General features: G+C 70.1%; 12 protein-coding genes and 4 pseudogenes. 5 read left to right on the plus strand and 11 right to left on the minus strand.

Annotated features, from left to right (window positions below; translation table 11 throughout):
• Positions 1–98: 98 nt before the first annotated feature.
• On the minus strand, positions 99–2,816 hold the full coding sequence (gene acnA, locus IE198_RS23115; RefSeq protein ID WP_308426845.1) for an aconitate hydratase AcnA: 2,718 nt from the start codon (positions 2,814–2,816) through the stop codon (positions 99–101).
• Between the two features lie 244 nt (positions 2,817–3,060).
• Positions 3,061–3,290, minus strand: a pseudogene (locus tag IE198_RS23120) (amidohydrolase family protein); the annotation flags it as partial.
• 189 nt (positions 3,291–3,479) lie between these two features.
• On the opposite strand from IE198_RS23120, the gene IE198_RS23125 reads away from it, so the two are divergent.
• Positions 3,480–4,373, plus strand: coding sequence for an aminoglycoside phosphotransferase family protein (locus IE198_RS23125; protein ID WP_189889652.1), 894 nt, complete (start codon positions 3,480–3,482; stop codon positions 4,371–4,373).
• On the opposite strand, the gene IE198_RS23130 is transcribed toward IE198_RS23125, so the two are convergent.
• Together IE198_RS23130 and IE198_RS23135 are read right to left on the minus strand one after the other, a co-directional pair.
• The gene (locus IE198_RS23130; RefSeq protein WP_189889806.1) at positions 4,358–4,990 is read right to left on the minus strand and encodes a response regulator; all 633 of its coding nucleotides are present in this window, start codon (positions 4,988–4,990) and stop codon (positions 4,358–4,360) included. The genes IE198_RS23125 and IE198_RS23130 overlap by 16 nt on opposite strands.
• Positions 4,990–6,271: pseudogene (locus tag IE198_RS23135) on the minus strand (sensor histidine kinase). The gene IE198_RS23130 and the pseudogene IE198_RS23135 overlap by 1 nt, the downstream one beginning before the upstream one ends.
• Positions 6,272–6,541: 270 nt before the next feature.
• On the opposite strand from IE198_RS23135, the gene IE198_RS23140 reads away from it, so the two are divergent.
• The gene (locus IE198_RS23140; protein WP_189889654.1) at positions 6,542–8,071 is read left to right on the plus strand and encodes a helix-turn-helix domain-containing protein; all 1,530 of its coding nucleotides are present in this window, start codon (positions 6,542–6,544) and stop codon (positions 8,069–8,071) included.
• 12 nt (positions 8,072–8,083) lie between these two features.
• Here the strand turns inward: IE198_RS23140 and IE198_RS23145 are convergent.
• A pseudogene (locus IE198_RS23145) lies at positions 8,084–8,803 on the minus strand (tyrosine-type recombinase/integrase); the annotation flags it as partial.
• 110 nt (positions 8,804–8,913) lie between these two features.
• On the opposite strand from IE198_RS23145, the pseudogene IE198_RS23150 reads away from it, so the two are divergent.
• Together IE198_RS23150 and IE198_RS23155 are read left to right on the plus strand one after the other, a co-directional pair.
• A pseudogene (locus tag IE198_RS23150) lies at positions 8,914–10,823 on the plus strand (TerD family protein).
• Between the two features lie 164 nt (positions 10,824–10,987).
• A protein-coding gene (locus IE198_RS23155) for an IS5 family transposase (RefSeq protein ID WP_189889656.1) occupies positions 10,988–11,868 on the plus strand; the annotation gives its coding sequence in 2 pieces (ribosomal slippage) (positions 10,988–11,549 and positions 11,549–11,868; 882 coding nt in all).
• A gap of 29 nt (positions 11,869–11,897) precedes the next feature.
• Here IE198_RS23155 and IE198_RS23160 read toward each other — a convergent pair.
• From IE198_RS23160 to IE198_RS23185, 6 genes are all read right to left on the minus strand, one after another.
• Positions 11,898–12,662, minus strand: a complete 765-nt coding sequence (locus IE198_RS23160) for a MerR family transcriptional regulator (RefSeq protein ID WP_189889808.1) — start codon at positions 12,660–12,662, stop codon at positions 11,898–11,900.
• A 556-nt stretch (positions 12,663–13,218) separates the two neighbouring features.
• Positions 13,219–14,190 (minus strand): alpha/beta hydrolase, encoded by a 972-nt coding sequence (locus tag IE198_RS23165; protein ID WP_189889810.1) that lies wholly within the window; start codon positions 14,188–14,190, stop codon positions 13,219–13,221.
• A gap of 514 nt (positions 14,191–14,704) precedes the next feature.
• Positions 14,705–15,421 carry a DUF6766 family protein gene (locus IE198_RS23170; RefSeq protein WP_189889658.1) on the minus strand — a complete coding sequence of 239 codons (717 nt, stop codon included), beginning with the start codon at positions 15,419–15,421 and terminating at the stop codon, positions 14,705–14,707.
• Positions 15,422–15,507: 86 nt separating this feature from the next.
• Positions 15,508–15,891 carry a hypothetical protein gene (locus IE198_RS23175; RefSeq protein WP_229834254.1) on the minus strand — a complete coding sequence of 128 codons (384 nt, stop codon included), beginning with the start codon at positions 15,889–15,891 and terminating at the stop codon, positions 15,508–15,510.
• A 175-nt stretch (positions 15,892–16,066) separates the two neighbouring features.
• The gene (locus tag IE198_RS23180) at positions 16,067–16,921 is read right to left on the minus strand and encodes a hypothetical protein (RefSeq protein WP_189889660.1); all 855 of its coding nucleotides are present in this window, start codon (positions 16,919–16,921) and stop codon (positions 16,067–16,069) included.
• A gap of 28 nt (positions 16,922–16,949) precedes the next feature.
• Positions 16,950–18,722 (minus strand): hydrogenase maturation protein, encoded by a 1,773-nt coding sequence (locus tag IE198_RS23185; RefSeq protein ID WP_189889662.1) that lies wholly within the window; start codon positions 18,720–18,722, stop codon positions 16,950–16,952.
• Between the two features lie 243 nt (positions 18,723–18,965).
• On the opposite strand from IE198_RS23185, the gene IE198_RS23190 reads away from it, so the two are divergent.
• Complete coding sequence (locus IE198_RS23190; RefSeq protein WP_189889664.1) at positions 18,966–19,433, plus strand: SPW repeat protein; 468 nt, start codon at positions 18,966–18,968, stop codon at positions 19,431–19,433.
• The last annotated feature ends 8 nt before the right edge of the window (positions 19,434–19,441 follow it).

Below are 19,441 nucleotides of genomic sequence, written 5' to 3' on the forward strand. Positions count from 1 at the left end.
CGCGCTGTGAGCGTCTTGGGCACGGCCCTGCCGGAACACGGCGAAGGCCGCCACCCCCGTGCGGGGGTGGCGGCCCGGCCGACCGGACGTACCGGACGTCAGCCGCGGATCAGGTTCCGCAGCACGTACTGCATGATGCCGCCGTTGCGGTAGTAGTCCGCCTCACCCGGGGTGTCGATGCGGACGACCGCGTCGAACTCCACACCGGTGTCGGTGGTCACCTTGACCGTGCGCGGCGTGGTGCCGTCGTTCAGCTCGGTGACACCGGAGATGGAGAAGGTCTCCTCACCGGTCAGACCGAAGCCCTCGGCCGAGCCTCCCTCCGGGAACTGCAGCGGCAGGACACCCATGCCGATCAGGTTCGAGCGGTGGATGCGCTCGTACGACTCGGCGATGACGGCCTTCACGCCGAGCAGCGCGGTGCCCTTGGCGGCCCAGTCGCGGGACGAGCCGGAGCCGTACTCCTTGCCCGCCAGGATCACCAGCGGGGTGCCGGCGGCCTGGTAGTTCTGCGAGGCGTCGTAGATGAACGACACCGGACCGCCGTCCTGGGTGAAGTCGCGGGTGAAGCCGCCCTCGGTGCCCGGCGCGATCTGGTTGCGCAGGCGGATGTTGGCGAACGTGCCGCGGATCATGACCTCGTGGTTGCCGCGGCGCGAGCCGTAGCTGTTGAAGTCACGGCGCTCGACGCCGTGCTCCGTGAGGTACTTGCCGGCCGGGGTGTCGGCCTTGATCGCACCGGCCGGGGAGATGTGGTCGGTGGTGACCGAGTCGCCGAGCTTGGCCAGTACACGGGCGCCGGAGATGTCGGAGACCGGGGTGGTCTCCATCGTCATGCCCTCGAAGTACGGGGGCTTGCGCACGTAGGTCGACTGCGGGTCCCACTCGAAGGTGTTGCCGGTCGGGATCGACAGGGCCTGCCACTGGGCGTCGCCCGCGAAGACGTCGGCGTAGGACTTGTTGAACATGTCCTCGCCGATGGCGTTGGCGACGACGTCGTTGACCTCGGCCTCGGTCGGCCAGATGTCCTGCAGGTAGACCGGCTTGCCGTCCTGGTCGATCCCCAGGGCGTCCTTGGTGATGTCCACCTTCATGGAGCCGGCGAGGGCGTAGGCGACGACCAGCGGCGGGGAGGCCAGGTAGTTCATCTTGACGTCGGGGTTGATCCGGCCCTCGAAGTTGCGGTTGCCGGAGAGCACCGAGGTGACCGCGAGGTCGTGGTCGTTGACAGCCTTGGAGACCTCCTCCGGCAGCGGGCCGGAGTTGCCGATGCAGGTGGTGCAGCCGTAGCCGACCAGGTTGAAGCCGACCTTGTCGAGGTACGGGGTGAGGCCCGCCTTGTCGAAGTAGTCGGTGACGACCTTGGAGCCCGGGGCGAGCGTGGTCTTGACCCACGGCTTGCGGGTCAGGCCCTTCTCGACCGCCTTCTTGGCCACCAGGGCGGCGGCGACCATGACGTACGGGTTCGAGGTGTTGGTGCAGGAGGTGATCGCGGCGACGGTGACGGCGCCGTGGTCGATCTCATAGGTCGAGCCGTCGGGGGCGGTGACGGTGACCGGCTTCGAGGGGGCGCCGTTGGGCGTGTTGGCCGGGGAGTCGGAGGCCGGGAAGGACTCCTTGCCCGCCTCGTCCACGTCGTCCACGTAGTTGCGGACGTCCTGGGCGAACTGCTCGGCGGCGTTCGCGAGGACGATACGGTCCTGCGGGCGCTTCGGGCCGGCGATCGAGGGGACGACCGTGGAGAGGTCGAGCTCGAGCTTCTCGGAGAAGTCGGGCTCGGCGGCCGGGTCGAGCCAGAGGCCCTGCTCCTTGGCGTACGCCTCGACCAGCGCGACCTGCTGCTCGGAGCGGCCGGTGAGCTTCAGGTAGTTCAGCGTCTCGCCGTCGATCGGGAAGATCGCGGCGGTGGAGCCGAACTCCGGCGACATGTTGCCGATGGTGGCGCGGTTGGCGAGGCTCGTCGCCGCGACACCCTCGCCGTAGAACTCGACGAACTTGCCGACGACGCCGTGCTTGCGCAGCATCTCGGTGATCGTGAGGACCAGGTCGGTCGCGGTGGTGCCGGGCTTGAGCTCACCGGTGAGCTTGAAGCCGACGACGCGCGGGATGAGCATGGAGACCGGCTGGCCGAGCATCGCGGCCTCGGCCTCGATGCCGCCGACGCCCCAGCCGAGGACACCCAGGCCGTTGACCATGGTGGTGTGCGAGTCGGTGCCGACGAGGGTGTCGGGGTATGCCTGGCCACCCCGGACCATGACGGTGCGGGCCAGGTGCTCGATGTTCACCTGGTGGACGATGCCGGTGCCGGGCGGGACGACCTTGAACTCGTCGAAGGCGGTCTGGCCCCAACGCAGGAACTGGTAGCGCTCCTTGTTGCGGCCGTACTCCAGCTCCACGTTCTGGCCGAAGGCTTCCGCGGTGCCGAACTTGTCGGCGATGACGGAGTGGTCGATGACCAGCTCGGCCGGGGCCAGTGGGTTGATCTTCGCCGGGTCGCCGCCGAGTTCCTTCACCGCCTCACGCATGGTGGCGAGGTCGACGACACAGGGAACGCCGGTGAAGTCCTGCATGATCACGCGGGCCGGCGTGAACTGGATCTCCTGGCTGGGCTGAGCCTGGGAGTCCCACCCACCGAGCGCCCGGATGTGGTCGGCGGTGATGTTCGCGCCGTCCTCGGTGCGGAGCAGGTTCTCCAGCAGGACCTTGAGGCTGTAGGGGAGGCGCGCTGCGCCCTCGACCTTGTCCAGCCTGAAGATCTCGTACGACTCGTCGCCCACGCGCAGCGTGCTGCGGGCGTCGAAGCTGTTCGCCGACACGACAGTCTCCTTCATCAATGTGCGCGTACTACCTCAATGCTGCCGCCCCGGCTCCTCGCCGATCCGCTAAGGTAAGGCTTAGTTAGGTAACCCTTACCGAGTGGCGGCTTGCGGTACGCCTTCGGCAGATATCTCGATGTCGAGATAACTCTAGTACATGACCGCCGAGAGGTCATGCCCGGACACCCCCCGGCCCGGTGTCGGCCGGTCGGGGGGCAACGAGGCACGCCTACAGGCCGGCGTCGGGGTCGTCGGCGAGGACGGTCAGGTCGGCGCGGTGCCCGACGGCGAGCCGGCCCGCCTCGTGCTCCTCGCCCGCCGCGCGGGCGGAGCCCGCCGTCATGGCCTGAAGCGCCTGCAGAGCGGTGAGCGCCTGCTCCGGCTGGTGCGGCGGCCGGCTCAGGTCACGGCTGGGGCGGTGGTGACGGGCACCGGCCATGACACCGAGCGGCAGGTGGGCGCGATCGGCCAGTCGCCGCGTCGACCTCGCCCTGCCCGCCGGCATGGTCGTCGTCTCCGCCCTCTACGCGGCCCTGATACGGCGCTCTCTTCACGCTCTCGGCGATTCGGTGCCGGCCCGCTCCGGGCACAGCGCCGGCTGACGACCCGGGGCCGACCGAAATCGGGTTGACGGGCACCGCGCCCAGCGGTTTGGCTCGCCGGATGCGACCCGACGGCACGGCCATCGACGTATCCCTGGTGCGCGCGCTGCTCGCCGCCCAGTTCCCGCAGTGGTCCGGCCTGCCTGTCACCCGGGTCGGCTCCGCGGGCACCTCCAACACCATGTACCGGCTCGGTGACGACATGGTCGTACGGCTCCCCCGCTCCGCCGGGTCCGCCGACGACGTCGAGAAGGAGCACCGGTGGCTTCCGCGGCTCGCCCCGGCGCTGCCGGTGGCGGTCCCGGCACCCCTGGGCAAGGGGAGCCCGGCGGAAGGCTTCCCCTGGCAGTGGTCCGTCTACCGGTGGCTCGAGGGCGAGAACCCGGCGGTAGGGCGGGTCGCTGAGCCGGTGCGACTCGCCCGGGAGCTCGCGGAGTTCGCCGCGGCGCTGCAGGATGCCGACCCGGCCGGCGGGCCCCCTTCGTACCGCAGCGAACCACTCGCCTCGCGGGACGCGCTCACGCGCGAGGCGATCGCGGACCTCGCCGGGGATCTCGACGCAGGACGGGCCCTGACGGTGTGGGAGGCGGCTCTCGCGGCGCCCCCGTGGCACGGTCCGAAGGTGTGGATCCACGCGGACCTGCAACCCGGGAACCTGCTGCTGGACCGGGGCAGGCTGAGTGCCGTCATCGACTTCGGGTGCCTCGGCCTCGGCGAGCCCGCCGTCGACCTGCTGCCTGCGTGGTACGTCCTGCCGGCGGCGGCGCGTGACGTCTTCCGCGACGAACTGGGCACCGACGAGGCCACCTGGGCGCGGGGGCGGGGCTGGGCCCTGTCGGTCGCTCTGATGGAGCTGCGCCACTACCGGGAGACGAACCCGGTGATGGCGACGATCGCGCGTCACGTCATCGGCGAGGTCCTGGTCCAGCCCGCACGTGCTCAGGCGCGGAGGTAGGCCGGCACCGCCAGGACCCGGCGGTGGGTCTCGTCCGCCGGTGGCAGGTCCAGCTTGGCGAGGATGGAGCCGATGTGCTTGCCCACCGCCGCCTCGGAGACGACCAGCCGGCGGGCGATCGCGTTGTTGGACTTCCCCTCCGCGACCAGCCCGAGCACCTCGCGCTCACGCGGGGTCAGACGCTCCAGCGGATCGCGGCGGCGGCGGATCAGCTGCCTGACCACCTCGGGGTCGACGACCGTGCCACCCGCGGCGACGTCCTGCAGTGCGGCGTGGAACTCCTCGACCTGGCCCACCCGGTCCTTCAGCAGGTAGCCCACCCCGGCACCGTCCCCGGAGTCGAGGAGCTCGGAGGCGTAGGTGCGCTGGACGTACTGGCTGAGGACGAGCAGCGGGAGGGACGGCTGCTCGGTACGGAGCCTTACCGCTGCCTGCATGCCCTCGTCCTGGAAGCCCGGCGGCATCGGCACATCGGTGACGACGATGTCCGGCGAGTGCTCGGCGACCGCGGCCGTCAGCGCGTCGGCGTCATCGACCGCTGCGACGACCTGGTGGCCGAAGCGGCCCAGCAGTGCGATCAGCCCTTCGCGCAGCAGGACGCTGTCCTCGGCCAGCACTACGCGAAGCGCTCGGTCCACTCGCAAGGGATCTCCACACGCAGCAGGGTCGGTCCACCGGGCGGGCTCGACAGGGAGATTCTGCATCGAGCACCGACACCCGGTCGGCGAGCCCGGTCAGCCCGCTGCCCTTGGCGGCTTCGGCGCCGCCCCTGCCGTCGTCGCGCACCTCGATGGCCAGCCGCCCGTACTCGTACTTGCCGGCGACCTCGGCGCGGGTCGCGCCGCTGTGCTTGCCGATGTTCGCGAGTGCCTCACGGACCACGAAGTACCCGGCGGACTCGACGGCTTCGGGCAGCCGCCCGGGCAGGTCGACGACGACGTCCACCGGAACGGCCGACCGGTCCGCCGCGTCGGCGACGGCGGCGCCGAGGCCGTGGTCGGCGAGGACCTTCGGGTGGATGCCCCGGATCAGCTCGCGCAACTCCTCGAGGGCCTTGCCCGCCTCGTCGTGGGCCTTGGCGAGTTGGTCGGCGAGCGGCCCCGGCGGTGCGTCGAGGCGGGCCAGGCCCAGGGTCATGGTGAGCGCGACCAGGCGCTGCTGGGCGCCGTCGTGCAGGTCACGTTCGATACTGCGCCGCTCCGCTTCGAAGGCGTCCACCAACCGGACCCGGGAGCGCACGAGTTCCTCGACCCGCGCGCCCGGTTCCTCCGGCGGAGCGACCAGCATCCGGGTCAGCTCGGCGCGGCCCCAGGCCATGACGCCGAGCACGTAGCCGCCGACCGCGAGCAGCGGCACCCCCGCGGCCGCGGCGCCGAACGCCTCCGGCCAGGACGTGGCGAGCCAGGTCTTCAGCACCCGGACCTCCTCACCTCCGCCCACCGTGGCCATCAGCACCGGTGTGCTGATCAGCGCCACTGGCACGCCGACCGCGAGGACCGCTGCCAGCAGGTCCAACGGCCACAGCAGGGTCGCGAACGCCAGGGTGTGGCCGAGCTGCCAGGCCGCGGGCTCCCGCAGCCGGGTGCGGCCCATGCCTTCAGCCCCGGTTGCACCGGTTCGACGTGCGGCGTCGGGGCGGGTCTGCGGTCCACCAGCCGCAGTCGGCGGCGTTCCAGTGCGGCCACCGGCAGCCCGGCGAAGACCTGCATCACGAGCAGCGGCAGTCCGATCAGGAACACCGCGAGCGCGCCGCCCACCGCCACGCCGAGGAGGAGCACCACCAGGACCACGATGCCGACCGGCGCGCTGCTGAGGAGGTAACCGGCCGCCCGCCAGGGCCAGGCCGAGAGCAGGAAGCCGGGTCGCGCCAGGGCCTGCCGCAGGTTGAGGGGACGCATGCGGGTCACGGTAGAAGCCGGGCGGTGACGGGAGCCATCGGCCAGGGCGCAGGGAACGGGGTAGGGCAGGCCCTACCGTCCGCCATGCTACTTATTGACCTTTATTTACCGATTGTTCCGCCCGTCGCGGTCGCCCTCCGTTTGCCGGGCGCGTTCGGATCGCCGAGCATCGAGAACAGGCTCTGCGCACCACCGGGGGCATGACGGGACGTCACTCCAATGGCCCACCTCTCCGCGAGCCCATCTCATATGTGAGATAGCCTCCAGGGCATGGCAGACGACTACCTCGTACGCATCGGCAAGCTCATCCGTGACGCCCGTCAACATCGCGGCTGGACACAGACGCAGCTTGCCGAAGCGCTCGGCACCAGCCAGAGCGCGGTCAACCGCATCGAGCGCGGCAATCAGAACATCAGCCTTGAGATGATCGCGCGGATCGGTGAGGCGCTCGACAGCGAGATCGTCTCCCTAGGCTACGCCGGCCCCATGCATCTGCGGGTCGTCGGCGGCCGCCGGCTCTCCGGCTCCATCGACGTCAAGACGAGCAAGAACGCCTGTGTGGCGCTTCTGTGCGGTTCGCTGCTCAACAAGGGACGTACGGTGCTGCGCCGCGTCGCCCGGATCGAAGAGGTCTACCGGCTGCTGGAGGTCCTCGGCTCCATCGGCGTGCGCACCCGCTGGATCAACGACGGGCACGACCTGGAAATCGTGCCGCCGGCCGGGCTCGACATGGACTCGATGGACGTCGAGGCCGCCCGCAGGACCCGGTCCATCATCATGTTCCTCGGTCCGCTGCTGCACCGGATGGACAACTTCCGTCTGCCGTACGCCGGAGGCTGCGACCTGGGAACGCGCACCATCGAACCGCACATGATCGCCCTGCGCCGCTTCGGCCTCGACATCACCGCGACGGAGGGCATCTACCACGCCGTGGTGGACCGTTCCGTCGCCCCCGGCCGCCCGATCGTGCTGACCGAACGCGGCGACACGGTGACCGAGAACGCGCTGCTGGCCGCCGCCCGGTACGACGGCGTCACCGTCATCCGCAACGCGTCCTCCAACTACATGGTCCAGGACCTGTGCTTCTTCCTGGAGGCGCTCGGCGTCAAGGTGGAGGGCGTCGGCACGACGACGCTCACCGTGCACGGCGTCCCGAACATCGACGTCGACGTCGACTACTCCCCCTCAGAGGACCCCGTCGAGGCGATGAGCCTGCTGGCCGCCGCCGTCGTCACCGAGTCGGAGCTGACGATCCGCCGGGTGCCGATCGAGTTCCTCGAGATCGAACTGTCGGTGCTCGAGGAGATGGGCCTCGACCACGACCGCACCGCCGAGTACCCCGCGGACAACGGACGGACCCGGCTGGTGGACCTGACGGTGCACCCCTCCAAGCTGGAGGCACCCATCGACAAGATCCATCCGATGCCGTTCCCCGGCCTGAACATCGACAACGTGCCCTTCTTCGCGGCGATCGCGGCCGTCGCGCAGGGCCAGACCCTGATCCACGACTGGGTCTACGACAATCGCGCGATCTACCTGACCGATCTGAACCGCCTGGGCGGCCGCCTCCAACTCCTCGACCCGCATCGTGTACTGGTCGAGGGCCCGACCCGCTGGCGCGCCGCGGAGATGATGTGCCCGCCCGCCCTGCGCCCGGCGGTGGTCGTACTCCTGGCGATGATGGCGGCCGACGGCACGTCGGTACTGCGCAATGTGTACGTGATCAACCGTGGCTACGAGGACCTGGCGGAGCGGCTGAACTCGGTGGGCGCGCAGATCGAGATCTTCCGCGACATTTGACGCATCCGCAGGTCAGGAGGCGCTTTCTCCCTTCTGGGCCGTCTGGGGGCCGTCGGCCGTGTCATCGCTCTTGCGGAAGACACGGTCGACGGCCCTTCACGCTCGCGCCTGGCTGCTCGGCATGAGGTGCGTGTATGTGCGCAGGGTGAAGCCTGGATCGTAGTGCCCGAGGTACTCCGCGAGCGCCTTGATGCTCTCTCTCCTGCGTCCAGCAGGACCGAGGCGTAGAAGTGGCGAAGGGCATGCATCCCGTGCTCGCGGGAGGGCACGAAGCGCTTCTCCCCCGGCTCTCGATCCGGGATGACGCCGGCCTCCACGAGGGCGGGCTTCCATACACGCATGTTGAAGTAGTTCCGGTTCACCGGCTTGCGCTCCCGCGAATAGAAGAGCAGCGATGCCTTGACCGGCGGGCCGTCCGGCGTCTTCCAAGGCAGGGCGAGTTCGGGGGGAGGACGCTCCGTGATGTGTTCGGCAAGTGCGAACGCCACAGCATCGGGCAGGGGCACGTCCCGCAGCTTTCCGCCCTTGGGTGGAGCGAACACCAGCTGCGCCTTGACCAACTTCACCTGGCGGACTATGTGCACCACTCCGTTGAGGAAGTCCACCTCGGCGACAGCCAGGCCGAAGACCTCCCCTTGCCGCAGTCCACATCCGGCGCCCAGGATCGGCTCGCGGCGGCCGAACGGAAGTCGCCCGGCAAGGGTTCCGAACGATGATGCCGTCGTTCGGTGCGGTCTCTCTGCGGTCGGCGCGAGACGGACCACCTCGCCACGACCGTCCAGATGATGACAAATCGTCATGCAGGTTGAAGGAGGGCTGCATATCAGCTCATCCTTGCCACCGTGAGCCTTGTCTCCACCTCCTTGGACGTGCCCTTCATGGGCGACTACGCCTACGACTGGGCCCTGGTCGATGTGGAGACCTCGGGGCTCATAGCTCGGCGAGACCGCGTACTGTCCGTAGCGGTGATCACGATCGGTCCGGACGGCGAGCAGACCGGGGAATTCTCGACCCTGCTCAATCCGGGGTGCGATCCGGGGCCGGTGGAGGTGCACGGGCTGACCGTCGAGCGACTGCATGGGGCGCCGACCTTCGACCAGGTCGCCGGGCGGATCGGAGCGATGCTCCAGGACCGGGTCCTGGTCGCCCACAACGCCCAGTTCGACTACGACTTCCTGGCCTACGAGTTCGCCCGTGCGCGGATGTGGCTGCCGGTGTCGCAGCGGCTGTGCACACTGGCGCTGAATCGCCAGGTGGATCCGCTGACGGACGACATGAAGCTCGGCACCCTCGCCGCCCATTACGGCGTCCCCCAGCAGCGTGCTCACGATGCGCTGGACGACACCCGTGTGCTGGCCGGGATCCTGTGGGCATCACTGCGCGAGGCAGCGCGGCTCGATCTGCCCCTACCGCTGGTGACCTGCCCGCCCCGGGCAGAGTCCCAGTTCACGCCGAAGCCGCCGAAAACTCCCTGCGCGTACCGCAATCCGGGACGGCTGTCTCCCGGCGGGCCTCTCCTGCAGGGGATGAAGGTTGCGATCACCGGTGAGACCGCCCATGCCCGAGCGGAGCTGGTCGGGCGGGCGGTTGCCACTGGGCTGAACATGATGACTTCCGTAAGCCGGCACACCAGCGTCCTGGTCACCAATGAACCTGCGTCCGATTCCGCGAAGGCGCGACGCGCGCTCGCCGAAGGCGTGCCGGTCATCGACGAGCACACCTTCCTAAGGCTGTTGGCCGACGTACGGCCGGGGACAGCGCATGAGGCGACGGCCCTCGCTGTCGTACCAGTGGCTGAGCCGGAAGCAGAACCCATCGTCGGGCCCGTGGAGCCGGTGCCGACCACAGCCGGTGCCGCACCCGTTCCGGAAGCAGCAACCCTCCGTACAGCCGCCCCCGATGTGCCAGTACCCGCTCCGCGCCAAGCGGAGCCCTCCGTCGGCACCTTGGACAAGCCGCTGGCGGGGCGACGCGTGCTGGTGCTCGGTGGTGCCCATGCCGATGCCGCGGCGACTCGTACCCGCATCGTCGGGCTGGGCGGGTCAGCTGCGGTCAACCTGTCCTCCAGCGTCACCGACGTCGTGCTCCTGCCGGGAGGGGAGGGTGACCGGCGCATGAGCCGCATCACCGCCCTCGGGCTCCCCGTGCACGACCTCCACTGGCTCACCGCTCCGACCGCCGCTTCCCCGGCAGAGGCGGCTCTCCGGCTTCAGCAGCCGCGCGTAATGCCGAGAGGCGGGGTCATCGACCTGCCCATGCCGCACGGCAGACCCGCGCCAGAGTGGTATGTCACCGCCGGCTGGGCCCCGCAGTCCGGCTACGAAATCGACGTCGTCGCCTTCCTCCTCGACGAGGACGAACAGGTCACCTTCGACGGAGACTTCATCTTCTACGGAGCTCCGGAGAGCCCGGCCGGGACTGTGCGGCTGCTGACCGGCGGCCCGGCCGAACAGACCATCGCCCTCGACCTGGCTTCCCTGCCGCCCGCGACGCACAAGGTCGTCGTCGCTGCGGCCATCGACGGCGCCGCCACCTTCGGGGCGGTCGGGGCGATCCAGATCGGCGCGGCTCCCGGCAGCAGCGGGGCCCTCTCGCCCGGGCCACCCTGGATGCCGCCACCACCGAGCGCACCATGCTGCTCGCGGAGATCTACCGCAGAGGTCCGGTCTGGCGCCTACGCGCCGTCGGCCAGGGCTACGACCACGGCCTCGATGTACTGGTACGCGGATACGGGGTCGACATCGCCGAGTGAACGACGGTGCCAGAGGCAGAGGTCTGCGCAATCACCTGAGTCTGGGTCAAGCCCGGCGACGTGGTGCCGCCCGACAATGTGCTGTTCGAGGCCAGAGCCGCCGACCCTTGGAGCGTGTCCGATGGGTCATGTGACCGGCGATTGGCGAGATCGTTCCGGCTGGTGTGGGGCGGGGCGATCTTACTGACGCGCAGTGGGCTCGGTTGGAGCCGCACCTTCCGAAGAACGTGGGACGGGGCGGGCGGTGGAAGTGTCATCGCAAGGTGATCAACGGCATTCTCTTCCGCCAGCGCACCGGCATCCCCTGGCGCGACCTGCCGACCCGCTTCGGAAAGTGGAAGACCTGCCACGACCGGCATCGGCGCTGGTCGGCGGACGGCACCTGGGAGAACGTGCTGCGTGCCGTCCAGACCGACGCCGACGCCGAGGAACGTATCGACTGGAGCATGGTCGGCATTGACTCGACGACCTGCCGGGCCCACCAGCATGCCGCCGGGGCTCGAAGGCGTCCGCCGCGAATTCCAAGGAAACGGATCCTGCCCGCTCAGCATCGCCCCGACGAGGCTCTCAGCCGGTCCAGGGGAGGTCTGACCACGAAAATTCATCTCGCCGCAGACGGCGGCTGTCGGCCCCTGGCGGTGCTGATAACGCCAGGGCAGGGGGGCGACGCACCTCAGTTGATCCCGGTCCTTGAGCGCGTTCGCGTACGACGGCCGGGTGGCGGTCACCGCGCACCCGGCCTGATCACCTCAGCGGCGGCAAGGCGTACTCATCCCGTCGTAACCGCCGGTATCTTCGCAGGCGCCGGATCAAGCACACCATCCCCGAACCGAGGAACCAGCGGGCCAACAGGCAGCACCGTGGCAGCCGGGGCGGTCGGCCCACCGGCTTCGACAAGTCGCTCTACAAGCGCAGGAATGAGGTCGAGCGAACGATCAACGCCCTCAAGGGCTTCCGTGCCGTCGCCACCCGATTCGATAAGAGGGCATACATCTTCCACGGCACCGTGACCGTCGCAGCCATTCGCCTCTGGCTGCGCTCATGACCAGCCGAACAGCCCTAAGGCGCGTGCGGTCAGCTCAGCCGGGCATCGGCGTACACGGCCATCGCATCGCGCTGGTAGACGGCGAGACCGTCGGCGATCTTGTCGAAGTTGGCCCGCATCTGCGGGTCGTCGACATAGGTCTGGCCCACTCCCTTGTACGCGGCCGCGGTCGGGGTCCAGAACCGGCAGATGCCCTGGTAGTTGGCGTCCACCTCGGCCTGTACCGCAGGGTCGGATACCGGCGTGCCGGCCACCATGAACTCCGCCATACGGATCATCTGCGCCGTCACCTCACGCTGCCAGCGCTCCGTGTCCTCGGAGGTCATCGCCTCGACGGCCTGCCGGGACTGCTCCCACGCCTGCGGCCACCGCTCCCGTACCTCGGCCTCGGCCTCGGAGGGGTCCTGGAACCCCTCGAACAGGTCCTCCGGCTTGTTGATCTTCGTCATATGGCCCTTGCCCTTACTTTCTTCCAGTTCGGCGATGGTGCGGCCGACCGTACGGGCTAGCGTCTCCAACCGGTCCCGTTCCGCGAGCAGCCGTTGGTGGTGCTCACGGAGCACGGCCAACTGGTCGAGCTGGCTGTCCAGGACCGCCTGGATCTCGCGCAGGCCCAGGTCCAGCTCCCGCATCAGCAGGATCTGCTGCAACCGCAGCAGATCGGCCTCCTCGTAGTAGCGGTGCCCGTTGCTCCCGATCCATGCGGGCGGCAGCAGGCCGATCTCGTCGTAATGCCGCAGCGTCCGCGATGTCACCTTGGACATCCGCGCCACCTCCGCGATCGACCAGGCCATTGCTGGTGCCTCCCTCGCCGGGCCGGTCTCTCCGGCCACACACATGACCGTAGAAGTTGCCGCAACGGAAAGCGCAAGCCCGAAGCCCTGTTAGACAGACACCAGGGCCTGACCCGTCGGACAGGCCCTAACCGCCGACTGCTGCACGAAGGGTCGGCGGCGGTCGGTGGACCATACGCGGACAGGAAGAAGCAAGTCGACGCTCTAGGATCCTCTGACCTGCGAGAACGCCATAAAGGCAGCCGCCCTCCGGTACCGTGTTTCGGTCTGCCGACGCCGCCCCCGTTCACGGAGGAGCCGGCAAGCGGTATAGACCGACCTCTGGGTCCGGCGGGCCATCCATGCCTAGATCTCGACGCATCGTCTCGCGGAGGTTGGCGTTCGTGCGCCAGAGCGCTGCGTCGCCAGCGGATCCGCTCAGCGATCGAGGCAGAACTCACGCATCCGTGAGCCAGCACGCGGTGTGCGGCGGCACCCGTGAGACCGAGTCGCCGGCCTCCGGTTTCTCGCGGGTGCAGAAGTGGCCCAGGGCGTCGAAGCCGTCTCCCCCTTGCTGTCAGGCGGCATGAAGGGCGCTGCGCAGGGTGCCGACGGCCATCGTGATGGCGGCCTCGGCGGCGTGCGTCTCGCGCAGGGCGTTGAGCATCACGAAGTCGTGGATGATGCCCTGGAACCGGACCGCGGTGACCGCGACGCCCGCCTCGCGGAGCTTGTTGGCGTACGCCTCGCCCTCGTCGCGCAGCACGTCGGCCTCACCGGTGATCACCAGGGCCGGGGGCAGACCCGCGAGCTGCTCGGTGGTGGCGCGCAGCGGGGACGCGGTGATGCGGGCCCGCTCGGCCTCGTCCGTCGTGTACTGGTCCCAGAACCACTGCATGCCGTCGCGGCGCAGGAAGTAGCCTTCCGCGAACCGGTGGTAGGAGCCGGTGTCGAAGCTCGCGTCGGTGACCGGGTAGAACAGCACCTGCTGCACCAGCGGGAGGCCGCCGCGCTCCTTGGCCATCAGGGTCAGCGCGGCGGCCATGTTGCCGCCGACGGAGTCCCCGGCCACCGCCAGCCGTGAGCCGTCCAGCCCCTTGGACACGCCCTCTTCCACGACCCACCGGGCGACGGCGTAGCTCTGCTCGATGGCGACCGGGTAGCGGGCCTCGGGCGACAGGTCGTACTCGGGGAAGACCACGGCGGCACCCGCGCCGACGGCGAGTTCGCGCACCAGGCGGTCGTGGGTGTGGGCGTTGCCGAACACCCAGCCGGCGCCGTGGATGTAGAGGACGACCGGCAGAGGCCCCTCGACGCCCGCGGGCCTGACGATGCGAGCGCGGACGCTGCCCGTGGGTCCCCCCAGGACTGTGATCCACTCGTCGTCCGCCGCGGGTTTGTCGATCTCGCCGGACTGCACCTCGTCGACGGCCTTGCGCCCTTCCACCGGAGGCAGGTCGAACAGGTAGGGCACATGGGCGGTCGCCTCCGCGAAGGCGGCTGCCGCTGGCTCCAGCACCGGCGCAGCAGGCTCGACGGCATCGGACAACATGTGAATCTCCTGGAATGTTCACGGGGACGCCGGTCCTTCCGGCGATACGGCCAGGATCCGCGAAGGGCGTTCCTGAGCCGTTGTTCGCCACGCCAGGACCGCCGGGCGCGCGGAACTGCCCACGCCGCCGCGGAAAAGACCGCCTCCTCGGCGGTCTCGTACGAAGCGTCTACGAGGGACGGGCCGACGTCGCTCACGGCCTGCTGGGCCCCGCCCTGCCCTGGGCCGGGAAGCTGCGCCAGGACGTCCCACGCACCGCGGCCGCAGATCCGGCCGGCACCGAGATCACCATCGGCACCTTCACCGACCGCGCCGAGCTTGTCGAGGGCGGTGGTCGGCTCGTCGGCGACGATCAGGTCCGGCTCGTTGTGACGGCGTACTGTCAGGCCGCCGCGGCATCCGTGGCGGCCTGCGGGTCGAGTGACCCGCAGGCCGGCGCCCGCACCTCGCGCCGGGCGGGGCCGGGACGGGACCCGGAAGGGACCGACAGGGTCCGGCGGTCGAGCGCCGGTCAGCCTTCGACGCCGGTGTCGCCGTGGCCGGCTCCGACGGGTTTGGACTCCGGAGAGCCGCGTTGGCGCAGATAGATGGAGAGAATCACCATGGAGCCGATGGCGAGCAGTTCGGACTGCCAGTTCTGCAGTGTCCGGTTCCAGAAGTCGGAGGAGAGCAGGTACTCGGCCCAGCTGGTGGGTGCCTGCAGTTGCCGCAACTGCTGTTCGTTGTAGGCGGCGGTGCCGGTGATGGACTGGGCGAGCCAGGACAGCAGGAAGATCAGGCCCATCGCCAGGCCGAGTGAGCGGGCGTAGGCGCCCTGACGCCAGCCGCGGTCCGCCGCCCAGCTGGGCGAGTCCTCCCTGGCGTGCTCGCCGACCATCTGGTCCTCGTCGGATTCCCTGCCGGCCTTGTGGAGTTCCTTCGACTCCGGGGAGCCACGCTGCACGAGCCACACGGTGGCGAAGATGTAGAGGAAGAACTGGAGGTACTCGGACTGCCAGTTCTCCATCACGTCGACGCCGAAGTCCGACGAGGTGATGTAGTCGCCGAAACCGACCTGGGCCATACCGTCGCCGAGCAACTGGTTGTTGTAGTCGGCGTGTCCGGCGAAGGCCTGGGCGACCAGCACGATCAGGAACGCTGTGCCGAAGCCCAGCCCGAGCCCGTTGTCGTGCCAGAACCGTCCGGGCCGGCCGATCCTTCCTGATGCCTTGTCGCTACGGGAGGTCATCGCTGCATCAGCCCCAGTGCCGAGAAGTACGCCACTCCGCCGAAGATCACCAGCAGGGTCACGATGAACAGGACTCTCATCAGCCGTCACCCACCTTTGATCTCGCACTGGTAGGGCTGCTCGGGCTGCGGTGTGCAGCCCGCCGCCATGACCTTCCAGCCGGCGGGGAACAGCGACAGGAACAAGGTGTCCTCTGCCAGGACGGCGCGCACCTGCCGGCCGTAGACGTCGACATGGACGACGCGCCCTCCGTCGGGCACCTTCTCCTGGCTCATGCCCTGCTCACACGGGCTGCCCGTGGACTGTTCGACTTCCTGCCGGGTGACGTCCGCCAGTGCGCGGCACACCTCGGCGTACTGCCCTGACGCCAGCGCCTGTTCGAAGCGCTCGGTCGCCGCGGTGGCCGCGTCGCGGCGCTCGGACACCGCACCACAGCCGCTGACCATGACGACAGCCACCACCGCCGCCACCCTGCCGCACCATCGTGGGAGCACAGCACCACCTCGTTCACCGGCTTCGATGCCCTCACCTGTACCGGTCGGTTGCAAGCCGTTACCCCCTGCATCCTCCCGCCACCCCGACGGTCCTCCGATCGGCCCAGCACCCGCCGACCGCACCGACTGCCGCAAAGGCCCGGTCCATCGGTCAGCCGGCGCGTACCGCCGTGACCGTGAACCGTTCGACCTCGGCGACATGGCCCCCGGTGGACGCGACGACGGTCAGCACCGCTCCGCCTTGGCCGGCGAAGGTGACGGACGACCGCCAGGGCTGTCCCTTGCCGCCGGCCGACGTGCAGCAGGAGGTGCCCAGCGGCGCCGCCGCCGACGGCTGCCGCACCTCCACGCGAACGCTCTCGTCCACGCCGGTGATCCGTCCCCCGACCGGGAGCGGGGAGCTGACGGTCGACCCGTAGGCGGGCGTGGTGAGGGAGAACGTCGTGTCGTCGGTGCCCACCACCTCCCACGGGGCATCCGGTCCGGCGCCGAAGCGCACAAGGTGGACGACCGCCGCGGTGCCGGTGGACTCGGTCCCGCTCAGACCGACTCCGATACGGGCCTGCCGGCCGTCGACGGACCGTGAGGTGACCCGGTCGAGGCCCTCGAAGCCCAGGTAGTGGCGGGTGAAGGAGAGCGCGGTCTGTTCCGCGTCGAGATGCCACGGCTGGTGGCCGCCGGAGCGGAACTCGCCCTCCCAGTCCTCGGCTTGGGCGAGCGTGGCGAACGGCCACATCGGCAGAAGGCCCCGGAAGCCCGGGACGGACTCGCCCCGGCCGGGCGCGGACGCGGACGCCGTCGGCGATGCGCCGGTGGGCGGGGCGGTGGTGGGCGGGGCGGTGGTCGCCTCGGACGCGGAGACGCCGGGCGAGGGCGAGGTCGCCCCCGTTCCGCCGGACGGTGACGCCGAGGCGTCCGTGGAGCCGCCGGAGCCCGTGCAGCCGGTGAGGACCAGGGTGGTCGCGGCGGCCACGGCAACGAGTCGGGATGCGAGCCAGACGTTCATCGATCCCCCAGGGAGCAGGTGACGGCCGTCACATCGGCCGTACAGGCCATCGTGCCACTCCTCCGCCGGATCCCGCCGCACGACCGTGTTCCGACAGGCCGGTCCCTGCCGCGGTATCACGGTGGTCGTCGATGCCACCCGGCACCGGCTCCTTGCGGACGAACGCCCGGCGCAGGGCGTGGTACGGCGCATCGGCATCGGTGAAGACGCGCAGCATGCGGGCGAGTTCCTGCTCACGGTAGGCGGCCAGCGGCGTGGCGGACTCGCGCCGCTCGTGCTCCGCCTTCTTCGCGGCGACGCGCAACTGCCCCGCCGGCAGGGCCGCCAGGCGGGCCGCCCACCGGGTGACCTCACCGGTGAACTCCTGCGGCCCGCAGTTGACGACCCGGTCGACGAGCCCCGCGCTCAGCGCGGCCGCCGCGGACACCGGACGGGCCTGTCGGGTGAGCCGCTCGGCCATGGGGGCGCCCACCCGGCGCGGCAGCGTGTATGTCCAGTACTCCGACCCGTACAGGCCCATGAGCCGGTAGTGCGGATTGAGGACCGAGCCGGAGCGGCACCAGACTTCATCCGCGGCCAGGGCGAGCATGACCCCGCCGGCCGCGGCGTTGCCGCCGATCGCGCTGACGACGAGCCGGTCGGTGGTGGTGAGGACGGCCTCGACGAGGTCGTTCATGGCGTTGATGTTGGCCCAGGATTCGGCGGCGGGGTCGGCCGCGGCCTCGATGACGTTCAGATGGATGCCGTTGGAGAAGAAGTCCCGATGACCGCCGAGCACCAGGACGGAGGTGGGACGTGAGCAGGCGGCCCGGTAGGCGTACAGCAGGCGGCGGCAGTGACTGGTACTCATCGCCCCGCCCGGGAACGAGAAGGAGAGCACCCCGACCGGCCCCTCCTCCCGGTAGCGGATGTCGGACCAGGTCCGGCGGCCCTCGGCGGGCTGCGGTGGGGCGGCCGGCTCCGGCAGCCGCGGCAGCCGCCCGGCGAGTGCCGTCGTGGCGGGCAGTTTGCAGGCGCGCGGCAGACCGGGGGCGCTGTGCGGCCGCAGTTCGGGGATCCACACCGCGCCGTCCGCCGTGGCGCGGCAGACCGCACCCGCACGGGTGGCCAGCAGGTCGCCGGGCCGGCCGCGCAGGCCGTCCTCCGGGTGACCGCCGTGCAGGAACCATTCGGCGCCGAGCAGTTCGTCCCGTACGCCGGGCTGCGAGTCGGCGCCGCGCAGCTTGCGGAGCACCGTCTCCGTGCTGTCGTCGTCCCAGGAGATCCGGCGCGTCTCCTGCCGCAGGTACGGCCGGGTCCGTACGGCGCCGGTCCGCACCAGATCCGCCTGCGGCCGGGGCGGGCGGCCGCGGGCGAAGCGGTCGACCGCCAGCAGCACGGCGTCGAGCGCGGCGTCGGACAGCTCGTTCCGGTACAGGTCGCTCTTGGCCACGCGCGGGACGCGGAAGTCCGCGGTGGCCCAAATGTCGCCGGCGTCCATCTCCGCTTCGGCCTGGAGCACGGTGACACCCCACTCGGCAGCGTCCTCATGGATCGCCCAGTCCAGAGAGGACGGCCCGCGGTCGCCCGCCGGCCCCGGATGCACAACGAGACAGGTGTGGGCCGACCATACGTCCTGCGGTACGACGGCCTTCAGCATGGGCGCGACAACCAGGTCGGGCCGGTGTCTGTGGACGGCGGCGCGTACGGCGGCGCCGTCGGGCGTCACCTCCAAAGGCACGGCGTGCCCCCGGTCACGCAGCTCGGCCTGGACGCGCTGGGTCAGGCTGTTGCAGGCACTGGCGACGAGCAGAATGCGCATGGCGGCCCTCCCGCGATCGCTGCCGCCCTCGGTCCGGTGGCGCACCCGGTCCGCACCGTATGGCCGGCAGATCCCCGTAGGAGGATCCCGTACTTCGGAGCGCTTCGTGAAGGGTTCCACCGAAATGCCGGGTCCGATGCGGAGTGACCGCCCAGCGGGGAATTGCCCATTGACCTGACCGCCGGGAAGGGCGTTCCATGGATATAAAGGACACATAAGGCTGCTGACAGGAGGCGGCCCACCATGACCACCCACGCAGACATCGAGCAACACCCGGACCTGGCCGAGATGCGTTCCCGCTTCGAGCGGGCGACCAACACTCCGCGCGCCCAGGCCGTTGAGACACTGGCCCTTGTCACGGGTCTCTACCTGGCGGCCTCGCCATGGATCGCCGGCTTCAGCGGGCTGACCAACCTGGCCGTGTGCAATCTGATCACCGGTGTCGCCTTCGCCCTGTGCATGGGCGGCTTCAGCTCCGCTTACGAACGCACCCACGCCATGGCATGGACGGCATGCGCCATCGGCGTATGGACGATCATCTCCCCCTGGGTCGTCGCCGGCGCGATGGACACGACCCGCAGCATCGTCAACAACGTCATCGTCGGCGCGGTCGCGCTGCTCTGCGGCCTGGCCATGGCCGCCGCGGCCGGCCTGCGGGGCGGCGGAGTCCGCAACCGCAGGCGCGGTCCCGGTCCGAGCCCCATCGGCTGACCCGCTCC

The sequence above is a fragment of the Streptomyces xantholiticus genome (genome assembly GCF_014651015.1).
GTDB classification, from domain to species: Bacteria; Actinomycetota; Actinomycetes; order Streptomycetales; family Streptomycetaceae; genus Streptomyces; species Streptomyces xantholiticus.